Below are 11,708 nucleotides of genomic sequence, written 5' to 3'. Positions count from 1 at the left end.
TTTCGTATCATCCAATTTGAGTCGGCCGCCCCTTTACTTGTATCCATCCAAACCTTTTTAACAGGGATAGTAAATTTCTATTATATGAATAATTTAAATTTTTCAGTATACTTAATATAGTTAACATTTTTTCTGCAAAGAGAATGGGGGATTATGATGGGAGTTCCAAAGTTGCAAACGGATTCACTACAAGGGGTGCAAAAAGAAAATCACTTTGCCAGAGCAATGAATATAAAAATCGGCATTATACCATTGCCGGTTTATGTCTTGCTATTGATTTTAATTACTGTGTTTGTCATGACTCATAATGTGAAAAGCGATATTTTATCGTCTATCGCCATCATGAGTTTTTTCGGATTCACTTTCGCCCAAATCGGAAAATCTATCCCGATTGTCCGATCAATAGGAGGCCCGGCAATTCTCGCTACTTTTATACCGTCCGCTGTCGTCTACTATCATCTGCTTCCAAAAGATATTATTTCTTCAACAACAGAATTTACTGAAAACTCAAACTTCCTTTATTTATTTATTGCCGGCATCGTTGTCGGAAGTATTCTGGGCATGAAAAGGGAGGTCTTAATCAAAGCTTTCGTCAAAATCTTTATTCCGCTTATTGCCGGCTCTATTGTCGCTGCCTGCGTTGGATTAGCTGTCGGAACACTGCTCGGCCTTGGATTTCAGCATACGCTGCTGTACGTCGTTATTCCGATTATGGCGGGTGGTGTCGGAGAAGGCGCTATTCCTCTATCAATCGGATATTCAGACATCATGCCGATGTCTCAAGGGGAAGCGTTTGCACTCGTCCTGCCTTCTATCATGCTCGGAAGTCTTTGCGCGATTGTCTTAGCCGGAATGTTAAATGTCATCGGTAAGAAAAAACCGGAATGGACGGGAAACGGAAAAGTAGACCGATCTGATCAACAGTCAACCAACCTTGATCAAGAGGACAAAGGCGAACAGCTTTTTAACCTTTCTCTCGTTGCGTCAGGCGGTATTCTTGCTGTTTCTTTATATCTGGTCGGAATGCTGGCTCATGACTTCTTCGGGTTTCCCGCTCCGGTCGCTATGCTGGTGTTAGCCGTTCTGATTAAACTTTTCAAACTGGTTCCTGCATCGATAGAAAATGGAGCCTTTGGCGTTTCCCGCTTTTTTTCAACCGCCGTCACCTATCCGTTATTATTCGCGATCGGCGTTTCAATGACACCGTGGGACAAGCTGGTTGCCGCCTTCAATCTCAGCAATATCATTACAATCTTATCAGTTGTCGTCACGATGATGACTGTTGGGTTTTTCACCGGCAAATGGCTGAATATGTATCCAATCGAAACCGCTATTATTAATGCTTGCCATTCAGGACAAGGCGGAACCGGTGACGTAGCGATACTCAGCGCGGCCGAACGTCTTGAACTCATGCCGTTCGCCCAAGTCTCGACCCGAATCGGCGGAGCGATCACCGTGTCTCTGACCTTATTGCTGCTGCACCAATTTTATTGATTATTTCCTAGAAAATAAAAAAGCAAGTCCTTCTGCATGCAGAGGAACTTGCTTCTTTTTATGTTCGTTGCGTCTGAAACTTTTTGGCCCGCGCTTCGTATTACAGAAACCACATAAAAGGAGGTTCCTATGATTTATATCATCATATCCAGTTTATTAATCAGTTACATCATCTATTGCCTCGTTAATCCAAAGCCTTCAAAAACGAAAACACGCCGAGCAGACAATGGATTTTGGGACACATCCAGCGGTTATACACACCATTCCGGCTGTGACGGGGGCGGTTTTTCAAGCGATTCCGGATGTGATGGGGGCGGCGGATGTGAATAAACACCGTCTTTTACTTAACAGCTTGTTCAAGAAGCGATCCAAAAGCTTCCGCTGACATTCCCGGGGAAATACGCACACGATGAAGCGAGTACAGTCCCTGATCTCTTGATGCTGCACCTGGCTCTGTCGTTACGCCCATTTGATAGCCGGTTTCTTCAGCTTTTTTCAACGTATCTTCATTATAGCGCCCCACAGGATAGCTGATGATCGACGTTTTCTGATGAAACATGTGATCAAACAACTTCTTTGAATCAGCCATCTCACTGTGCTGCTGTTCAGCAGTCAGCCCGTTCAGCTCTAAATGATGAATGGTATGGCTTTCTATGGACACGCCGTTTTCCGCCATTTCCTTCATTTGGCCTTCTGTAAGGTGATGCTTATGCCCGATGGATGTGCCGATCATAAAAATCGTGGCCCTCATTCCGTATTTCTTTAACACCGGATACGCCTTCGTGTAATTATCCGTATACCCGTCATCAAATGTAATCAGCACACATTTTTCACTCGGTTTCTTATCCTCCGTCAGCATGATATACGCTTCTTCAGGCGACAGCGTTTGATAGCCGTTGTCATGCAGCCATTTCATATGGGCTTGGAATTCCTCGCGCGGCACCCGGAGACTGTTTCCTGTTGAAATACTGTGATACATCAAAATTGGCAATTTCGCCTTTCCTTTTGTTTTCAACCAATCGGACGTATCCCTTTTCCCTTGTGGAATATCCTCTGTTTCTTTCATTGCTTCTGATGTTTTCTGTACAGCTTTTGGCACAGATTGCTCCGCATTTGCCTCTTGTTCTGAACAAGCCGCAAGAACAAACAATCCGGCAATAAGCCACAAGTTCAAAACCAACCGCTTCATTTTTTTCCTGCTTTCTGTCTATTTCTTACTCTTCTTATCGGTTTGTTTTTATAGGTTTTTAGGTTCATATCAAAAAACCAGACACATTTTTCATGTCTGGTTTTGCAAACGCTATGATCGAATTCTGACTTCGGTTTCACCGTCAAAAAAATGCGCCTTATTCATATCAAACGCAACCGTCAGCTCATCACCTGACTGAATATCGAGCCGGGCGTCGATACGCGCAATAAAGTCCTGGTTATCGATTTGCGAATAAATCATGATCTCAGATCCCAGGAGCTCCGCAACATTGATTTTCGCTTTAATTGAAGAGCTCTTATACGATTCCACGACAATCAATTCATCATGAATATCCTCAGGGCGGATGCCGAAAATGACTTCTTTGCCAATGTAGCCTTTTTCACGAAGCACCTTCATTTTCCCCTCCGGCACGCTCAATACGTAAGAACCGATTTTGATTGTGCCGTCAGACAGCTTTCCTTTGAAAAAGTTCATGGCTGGTGATCCGATAAAACCGCCCACGAATACGTTTTCAGGGAATTCGTAAACATCCTTCGGCGTCCCGATCTGCTGAATTTTGCCGTCCTTCATGACCACAATACGAGTCGCCATCGTCAGTGCTTCTGTCTGATCATGCGTGACGTAAATCGTGGTGGTCTGCAGTCTCTGGTGGAGTTTAATAATTTCGGCTCTCATTTGCACCCGAAGCTTTGCATCCAGGTTCGACAAAGGCTCATCCATCAGGAATACCTTCGCATCCCGCACAATCGCCCTTCCCAGCGCAACCCGCTGTCTCTGCCCGCCTGAGAGCGCTTTAGGCTTGCGGTGCAAATATTCTTCCAGCCCGAGAATTTTAGCGGCTTCCTCCACTCTTTTTTTAATTTCAGGCTTTGGCATTTTGCGGAGCTTCAGCCCGAATGCGATATTATCGTATACCGTCATATGCGGATAGAGCGCGTAGTTTTGGAACACCATCGCGATATCCCTGTCCTTTGGCGCCACATCATTTACCCGTTTTCCTTCAATATAAAAATCGCCTTTAGAAATTTCCTCAAGTCCTGCGACCATCCGCAGTGTCGTTGATTTACCGCAGCCGGAGGGGCCGACAAATACGATAAATTCCTTATCCGCAATGTGAAGATTAAAGTCGTCTACCGCCGCTTCCTTCTGATCATAATATTTATAAATGTTCTCCATCCGCAATTCAGCCATCTAACATCCCCCTTTATTGTTGTAAACGCTTTCTTAAATCAAGTGTATCAGCATTTATCCAACACTGAAATGGGCAGCATTCATAAAATCACACGGTCGTTTTCGTGCATATTTCCAGTTTATTCTGAACCTTCGCTTTGCAGGCAGATAAAATACGCAAGCAGAGCGCCTGTATACGTTTTAATGTCTATTCCTGACCGCTCGATAAATTTATCAATCCGGTACTGCAGGCTGTTGCGGTGCAGATGCAGTTTTTTCGCTGTTAATGTCACGTTTGAGTTGTTTTCAATAAACAGCTTGATCGTTTTTCTCAGCTCAGGTTCATTTTCAAATAATAGCTCGGCTTCTTCACAAAGCAGTGATTTCAGTTGTTCCTTTTCTTCTTCTAATAATAAAAAAGGGAACATGATATCAAACGTCACACGCTGAACCTGCGGCAGCCGCTTTTCAGCAAATAGAAAATACGTTTGTTCACGGGCATAATGTTTTCGTAAGCGCTCATCTGTTTCATAAAACCTTCCGGCGTAAAAACGGACACTGAAGTAGAAATCACTTTCAAGAACCCTAGCGAGCGACTCCAGTTCGTCTTTCCCGGCCGCCGCTTCACTTTCCTGCTCGACAATCACGCCTCTGTCCTCATGCATCCAAACGATCACAAAAGACACCGGCCAAAAGTGGCGCATCGCTTCCGCAAATGACGCCCGTTCTGTTTTGCCGATCAGATGAAAATGAATGAACCTTGTCCTCTTTGTGATATTCGGGGGCACTTCTCCTTTCGAGAATAGAAACGCAAACCACTTGTTTTCTTCTGGCGATTTGAACGACATGTGATCCGCCTCTTCCGCTAGCGTTAAAAATGACTGGAGCAGCAACGTCTCCTTTTGGCTGATCTCCGTTTTTGGGATCGAGATATATTTCTGACTGTTTTCATCAAAAAAACATAGGCAGTCTTCCTTTGTACAAAGCTTGTCAGACACAATCGAACCGGGATAAATAGCCAGCAGCGACTTCATATGGTCTCCTCTCCTATGTAAGGATATGTATTTTCAGTATAAGGCGAAATACACATGTTCTCCAGCTTCTTTTTCGCATGAGATGGCCCTCTTTCGTTTACTGCAACGGCAATAAAGAGGATATGCATGAATTGAGACGAAATGGATTTCGATACAGAAGCAATACCGCACATATCCGTTCTAAACAAATAGATCCCTCTGCATCTGCGCAGAGGGACCTCCTTATTTTGAAATATCCACAAACCCTTCACCAAACACATCGCGCACGTCATGAACGATCACAAACGCTTTTTTGTCACAGCTTCTGATGATTTTCTTCAGCATAGAAAGCTCCTGTTTATTAATGACGATGTACAAAATTTCTTTTGACTGGCCCGTATAGTTCCCCTTTCCTGACAAAATAGTGACGCCCCGGTCCATCAGCTTATTGACCTGCTCTGCTATTTCACCTTTATTTTCCGAAATGACAGTAATCGCTTTTTTTGTATTCAGGCCTTCAATAATGAAGTCCATCACTTTCGTTCCGATGTACAGCATCACAATCGTAAACATCATTTTTTCCGCACCAATAATAAAATAAGAGCTGAAGACAACGATTAAATCGAAAAAGAGCAGCGCGTAGCTGATATTCCAATCTAAATATTTATTAGCAATTCTGGCCAGAATCGCAGAACCGGCTGTTGTGCCGCCGACCCGAATGATCATGCCGATCCCGACACCCGCAAACACTCCTGCGAAAATTGTGTTAATGATCAGCTCATCAGACGGTGTGCTCCACCCGTGTGTCAAATGCAGAAAAAGCGAGTTTGCTGCCACGGCGATAATCGTATAAACCGTAGTTTTCCCGTCGAGAAATTTATATCCGATCAATAGCAGAAAAGCGTTTAATATAAAGTTTGTCACCCCGGGAGACCATTGAAACACATAGTACAAAATCAGCGTAATCCCAGTAACGCCGCCTTCCCCAAGGTCATTGGGAATCGCGAATAAATTCACTGCAAGCGCGAAGAAAAAAGCGCCAATCACAAGCATCAGCACATCAAGCATTTTCTTTTTCATCACAAAACACTCCTCCTTCAGATAGTATCAACAAAAAAACCCAGGAGTACGCTCTCACAAAAGAGCAGAAACTCCTGGGCTTTTATCCCACCGTGTCATAACAGCCAGACTGTTATGTGTTTTCTCTCGGTCCAGACCAATTTTGCATTGCGGAACCCTAGAAAACCACTTTTTTCAGTATATATTCTTGTTCACCTTCCAGCATTATAAGGGACTTACCGCCTTCAATCAAGTGTTATTTGCAAAAGAATGACAATCACTTAAACAAATTGAGACATGTACGCTACAAATAGAAAAAAGTATTATTTATTAAACAAATAGATGACAAAGCCGATACTATAAAAAGTCTTCACTTTACAAGAAAAAAGATCTATAAAATGTCGAAAAAATATATAATTTTATATTTTTATATTGACTAGGTGTAAATATATAGGCATTATAGTACATATGTTTTAAACAGTTACTTACATAGGAGGAAAAATCATGGCAGGTAAACTAGCACCTTGTAAAGCTTGCAGTCAAGAGATTGCAAAGGGAGTAAAGAAGTGTCCGAATTGCGGTAAGGATCAGCGTAACTTTTTTATGAGACATAAAATTATCACGTTTATTCTTGCAGTTGTCGTCATTATTATTATTTCAAACCTGGGCGGCGGCGGAAGCTCTGAAGCATCAACTAAAACAGGCAGCAGCAGTCAGGAAGAAAAAGAGAAAACTTATAATGTTGGCGATACAGTAAAAACAGAAAAAACTGAAGTATCAGTGACTAAAGTAGAAGAACGTGATTCAGTAGGTTCACAGTTTATTGAAAAAAAAGCAACCGATGGCGGAGTTTTAGTTGCCGTTCAATACACGATCAAAAACGTATCCAAAAAGCCGTTAAGCTCATTTTCGATCCCAACTATTAAACTAGTCGATTCAGAAGGAACAGAGTATGATTCAGATATTGACGCTACTGGAAGTTACGCTGCAGAAACAAAAGTGAATAACTCCAAAATCCTTAGTAAATTAAATCCGAATATTAAAGAGACTGGTGTCAAAGCATTTGAAATTGACAAGGACGCCTATTCAAAAGGAACTTGGTCACTTAAATTCAGCAATGACGTTGTAGTTAAAATTAAATAATGACAAATAGGGTGCCAAAAAGGCACCCTATTTTTATTAAAAAAGACCTCCTCAAAAGAGAAGGCCTCCATCTTATTTAACCACCTTGTACCCATTCACATTCAAAGACTGCCATCTCCATGAATCGGCACACATTTCTTCCAATCCTCTTTTCGCTTCCCAATCTAATTCTTTCTTGGCTTTTGACGGGTCTGCAAAGCATGTCGCGATGTCTCCCGGGCGACGGTCGGCGAATCGGTACGGCACGTCTTTCCCTGACACCTTTTCAAAAGCTTTGACCATTTCAAGCACGCTGTAGCCTGTTCCCGTACCTAGGTTGTAGGCGTCGGCGCCTGTGGAGTTCAATACTTTTTCAAGCGCTTTGACATGGCCTTCCGCTAGATCGACGACATGGATGTAATCCCGCACGCCCGTGCCGTCTTTGGTCGGATAGTCGTTGCCGAATACGCTTAATTGATCCAGATTGCCGACGGCTACCTGCGCCACATAAGGCATTAAGTTATTCGGGATGCCGTTAGGGTCCTCCCCGATACGTCCGCTTGGATGCGCGCCAAATGGGTTAAAGTAACGCAGCAAAGCAACGCTCCATTCCGCGTCAGCCTTATACACATCACGCAAAATCTGTTCCAGCATTAACTTTGTCTGCCCGTAAGGATTCGTCGCACTCAATGGGAAATCTTCAGTAATCGGTGAGGTTTCCGGCACACCGTAAACTGTCGCTGACGAACTGAACACGATTTTCTTTACTCCGTATTTCTCCATGACTTCGCATAAAATAAAAGTCCCGGTCAAATTGTTATGATAGTATTTGAGCGGGATCACAACAGATTCCCCGACAGCTTTTAATCCTGCAAAATGGATAACGGCTTCAATATGATTTTCTGCAAAAACAGTGTCTACCGCTTCACGATCAAGCAGATCCGCTTCATAGAAAGTCAAATCTTTTCCGGTAATCTCCCGCACCCGATTTAACGCTTCCGCCGAGCTATTTGAAAGGTTGTCCAAAACAACGATATCATAGCCGCTATTCAATAATTCCACACATGTATGACTGCCGATATAGCCTGCTCCGCCTGTTACAAGTATCGCCATGATTTATAGCCTCCCTATTGGATGAATTGTAATCATTATATAGTTTTTTGAAACGGGTCACATCGCTTTTCCAAAAGTTTAATAGTTTCTTCATGGTTTCTTCATATTTCACAACCTGACCCTATACTTTTCCACCGTAAAAACCCACGTCCATCGCATTTTGCAAAAATGCGATGCACAAGACCGGACACAGGCTGTCGTTTTTGCGATAAGGAACGGAATCGTAAAATAGCATTGCCTCATCCCGCCGTGATAAAATAAGAAAAAGGAGATGATTGGAAATGAAGAATGAAATCATTGAACGTTTCACTACATATGTAAAGGTCGACACGCAATCCAATGAAAACAATGACACATGCCCATCCACCCCCGGACAGCTGACATTAGCGAACATGCTCGTTGAGGAACTCAAGTCAATCGGCATGGAAGAGGCCGCCATTGATGAGAACGGCTACGTCATGGCAACCCTTCCGTCCAATACAGAAAAAAACGTACCGACAATCGGATTTCTGGCTCATGTTGATACCGCAACGGACTTTACCGGCAAGCATGTAAATCCGCAGATTGTGGAAGACTACGATGGAAAAGACATTGTCCTGAATGAAGAATTGCAAGTCATCCTGTCACCCGATCAATTTCCGGAGCTCCCCGGCTATAAAGGCCATACATTGATTACAACAGACGGCACAACGCTTCTCGGCGCCGACAACAAAGCCGGCATTGCCGAAATTATGACTGCCATGGATTACCTCATCAAACACCCGGAAATCAAACACGGAACCATCAGAGTCGCCTTTACGCCTGACGAAGAAATCGGCAGAGGCCCGCATAAATTTGACGTCAAACGGTTCAATTCGTCCTTCGCCTACACAGTAGACGGCGGCCCGCTCGGTGAATTGGAATACGAAAGCTTTAACGCAGCAGCTGCGAAAATTACCGTGAAAGGCAACAACGTCCACCCCGGCACGGCCAAAGGAAAAATGATAAACTCCGCTAAAATTGCAATGGAGCTGAACCGGATGCTTCCGGAAGAAGAAGCGCCAGAATCAACAGAAGGCTATGAGGGCTTCTATCACCTGCTTTCTATCCAAGGTGACGTAGAAGAAACAAAACTTCATTACATCATTAGAGACTTCGACAAAGAAGGCTTCAACAATAGAAAAGCAGAGATGGAACGCATTGTCAGTGACTTGAGAAACCAATACGGAAAAGATCGAATCATTCTCGACATGAACGATCAATACTACAACATGAGGGAAAAAATCGAACCCGTCAAAGAAATCGTTGACACCGCTCGGCAAGCGATGGAAAACTTGGGCATCGAGCCGAAAATCTCCCCGATCCGAGGCGGAACAGACGGGTCTCAGCTTTCCTACATGGGCCTCCCGACACCTAATATCTTCACAGGCGGAGAAAATTTCCACGGGAAATTCGAATATATTTCTGCTGAAAATATGGTGAAGGCTGTGAATGTCATTGTGGAAATTGTAAAGCTGTTTGAAGAACAAGCATAAGTCTGCATCGAAAAACCAAAGCGATTTGTTCGTTTTGGTTTTTTATTGCAAAAAAATGAAACTTGTATCGGTGTCCTCCCGTAAATAAAGTATCAACAATATAAGAGGAGTGAAGGACGATGACAAGAGGCACTGTCGCAAAAGACCTTAAGAAAAAGATGATAATAGCCAAAACCTTCAAGATGAAAACAAAAGGAAACCCATTTAAAAAAATCAGGAGATTGTTTAAACGATTATTCTAAAGTCTTATTATCGAAAAAAGTTCTTAGGCTTATTGAATCCCTCCTATTCCCGCTGAACTATACCACTTTGTAAGCAAGCATCATTACATATATCTACATTTTAAACGGAGGAAATCATATGTTTGACGCTGTTACTTTATTCATGTTGGGGGTCATTTATTCTACCTGCCGTTTTTTTCACTTTTAAAGATAGAATTGGCTGCAGAAGCAGTTTCTATTTCTTCAACTGATGAGGCGAAAACAGAATTCAAAAAAATAATGGACGATCATGGCAGGTTTTATCTTATTGGCGTTGGGTTATTCACGCAATTTGCTTTTCGCGGCTTTGAATTTGCTCCTAGGAATACAAGCTCTCTTTTATCTTTTAAATAAAACAGAAAAGTTTTTTAGGGATTAAAGTTTGTATGGTTACAGCGATTAGTTTTCTGCTCATTTTTTTAATGCAATAAATCATAAGATAAACAGATTTTGCAACGCGGTGCATCTCCATATCCTGCGAAACAACATTCAATGTCAAAAACCTCAGCGATATATGTATAACGGCCTGAAACTTGGAAACAATGCGGATGTTCTCCAAATCGGGTTTTTTTGCATACCGGTCTAGAAATTGGGGTATAAACCAATCAAGCGTGTCCCATCGGTCCTCCGATCAAAAATGGTTAATTTGCATTATTTAAAAACAGGGTAAAAGTCATATAAACTTATTTATTTTCCAGTCGATAGAATCTATATAGACAATATGACACAAGACTTTTATCTCAACCCACAGGAAATTTCAGCATTTTATTTTCAAATTATTTTTCACGCAATTATTTTTTTCGAAAAGTTATAATTTTTTGAATACTTTTTGCTCTTCTATCCGTACAATAAGTAACACCAAAACTTTTTTGGGAGGTATGTAACATGATTCTATCTATTATCATTGCGTTATGCGGTTATCTGCTTTATTCATTCAGCAAGGACAATCGACGTAAAACACAAAAGACAAGCCCTCTGGCCACAGCACCTGCTCCTGTATCTGCTTCTGCGCCTAACAATTTAATCGACTTGGACGCCATCCGTCAAAAACGGCAGCTTCCGCTTTCATAAAACATATATTCAAGGCTGCGGGGAACATTTCTGCAGCCTTGATCTTTTTTTATATCGTTCTCCCTTGGCTCCGCCCCCTTTCTTTTTTCTCCTTCTGAAATGAAACTTTTCACCGCCAGCTTCCGTAAAGATACAAGATCATCAAAAAGGAGACTTCTTATAATGGACTTATATATGAAAGAACGGATTTTTTCGTTTAAGGATCAATTTAAGATATATGACCAAAAGGAGAACGAGGTGTACCGGGTCGAAGGGAGTTTTTTCTCTTTTGGAGATCAGTTACAGATTACAGATATGGACGGAAACCTGCTCGCTGAAATTAATCAAAAGCTTATGTCTTTTCTGCCTCGGTATGAGATTTCAATAAACGGTGAAACGGTTTGCGAGATGACGAAAAAATTAACGTTTTTCAAGCCGAAGTTTGAGATATCAAAGCTCGATTGGACCATTGACGGCGATTTGTGGAATCAGGACTTTCAAGTGACGGACGGTAAAGATACTCGGATGTCAGTCAGTAAAAAGTGGCTAAGCTGGGGTGATTCCTACCATTTGCAGATTCCGAATGAAGAGGATCACGTTCTTTGTCTCGCAATCGCAATTGTGCTGGATATGGTGTTATTTGAAGATGAAAATTAAGAAATTCCCCAAAAAATATTGACAATTTAATAAAAAATAATAATAT

General features: G+C 42.3%; 10 protein-coding genes, 2 pseudogenes and 1 riboswitch. Of the genes and pseudogenes, 7 read left to right on the top strand and 5 right to left on the bottom strand.

All coding sequences use genetic code 11. The features are described 5' to 3' along the window. Positions 1-156: 156 nt before the first annotated feature. Together cimH and AXI57_RS01120 are read left to right on the top strand one after the other, a co-directional pair. On the top strand, positions 157-1,494 hold the full coding sequence (gene cimH, locus AXI57_RS01125) for a citrate/malate transporter CimH (RefSeq protein WP_003326325.1): 1,338 nt from the start codon (positions 157-159) through the stop codon (positions 1,492-1,494). 129 nt (positions 1,495-1,623) lie between these two features. Further along, on the top strand, positions 1,624-1,824 hold the full coding sequence (locus AXI57_RS01120; RefSeq protein WP_061669009.1) for a hypothetical protein: 201 nt from the start codon (positions 1,624-1,626) through the stop codon (positions 1,822-1,824). A 10-nt stretch (positions 1,825-1,834) separates the two neighbouring features. Here AXI57_RS01120 and AXI57_RS01115 read toward each other — a convergent pair whose 3' ends face one another. The 4 genes from AXI57_RS01115 to AXI57_RS01095 all read right to left on the bottom strand — a co-directional run bounded on the left by AXI57_RS01115 (position 1,835) and on the right by AXI57_RS01095 (position 5,967). Beyond that, on the bottom strand, positions 1,835-2,683 hold the full coding sequence (locus AXI57_RS01115) for a polysaccharide deacetylase family protein (RefSeq protein WP_061669008.1): 849 nt from the start codon (positions 2,681-2,683) through the stop codon (positions 1,835-1,837). 111 nt (positions 2,684-2,794) lie between these two features. Beyond that, the gene (gene msmX / locus AXI57_RS01110) at positions 2,795-3,895 is read right to left on the bottom strand and encodes a maltodextrin ABC transporter ATP-binding protein MsmX (protein ID WP_061669007.1); all 1,101 of its coding nucleotides are present in this window, start codon (positions 3,893-3,895) and stop codon (positions 2,795-2,797) included. A 119-nt stretch (positions 3,896-4,014) separates the two neighbouring features. After that, on the bottom strand, positions 4,015-4,908 hold the full coding sequence (locus tag AXI57_RS01105; protein ID WP_061669006.1) for a PucR family transcriptional regulator: 894 nt from the start codon (positions 4,906-4,908) through the stop codon (positions 4,015-4,017). Between the two features lie 222 nt (positions 4,909-5,130). After that, positions 5,131-5,967, bottom strand: coding sequence for a YitT family protein (locus AXI57_RS01095; RefSeq protein ID WP_003326319.1), 837 nt, complete (start codon positions 5,965-5,967; stop codon positions 5,131-5,133). Between the two features lie 69 nt (positions 5,968-6,036). After that, a riboswitch (guanidine-I (ykkC/yxkD leader) is annotated at positions 6,037-6,139 on the bottom strand. Between the two features lie 410 nt (positions 6,140-6,549). On the opposite strand from AXI57_RS01095, the gene AXI57_RS01090 reads away from it, so the two are divergent. Beyond that, positions 6,550-7,089, top strand: coding sequence for a DUF4352 domain-containing protein (locus AXI57_RS01090; RefSeq protein WP_141292156.1), 540 nt, complete (start codon positions 6,550-6,552; stop codon positions 7,087-7,089). Between the two features lie 72 nt (positions 7,090-7,161). Here AXI57_RS01090 and galE read toward each other — a convergent pair whose 3' ends face one another. After that, positions 7,162-8,181: a UDP-glucose 4-epimerase GalE gene (gene galE / locus AXI57_RS01085; protein ID WP_061669004.1), complete on the bottom strand. Its 1,020-nt coding sequence runs from the start codon at positions 8,179-8,181 to the stop codon at positions 7,162-7,164. A gap of 130 nt (positions 8,182-8,311) precedes the next feature. On the opposite strand from galE, the pseudogene AXI57_RS20585 reads away from it, so the two are divergent. The 4 genes and pseudogenes from AXI57_RS20585 to AXI57_RS01070 all read left to right on the top strand — a co-directional run. Next, positions 8,312-8,413 (top strand): annotated as a pseudogene (locus AXI57_RS20585) (DNA-binding response regulator); the annotation flags it as partial. A 49-nt stretch (positions 8,414-8,462) separates the two neighbouring features. Continuing rightward, the gene (gene pepT, locus AXI57_RS01080; RefSeq protein ID WP_061669003.1) at positions 8,463-9,695 is read left to right on the top strand and encodes a peptidase T; all 1,233 of its coding nucleotides are present in this window, start codon (positions 8,463-8,465) and stop codon (positions 9,693-9,695) included. 1,089 nt (positions 9,696-10,784) lie between these two features. Then, positions 10,785-11,026 (top strand): annotated as a pseudogene (locus AXI57_RS01075) (hypothetical protein). 159 nt (positions 11,027-11,185) lie between these two features. Continuing rightward, the gene (locus tag AXI57_RS01070; protein WP_174522090.1) at positions 11,186-11,662 is read left to right on the top strand and encodes an LURP-one-related/scramblase family protein; all 477 of its coding nucleotides are present in this window, start codon (positions 11,186-11,188) and stop codon (positions 11,660-11,662) included. The last annotated feature ends 46 nt before the right edge of the window (positions 11,663-11,708 follow it).

Source organism: Bacillus atrophaeus (assembly GCF_001584335.1).
GTDB classification, from domain to species: Bacteria; Bacillota; Bacilli; order Bacillales; family Bacillaceae; genus Bacillus; species Bacillus atrophaeus.
Note: the sequence above shows the minus strand (reverse complement) of the source record. Positions and strands in the feature narration are given on the sequence as shown.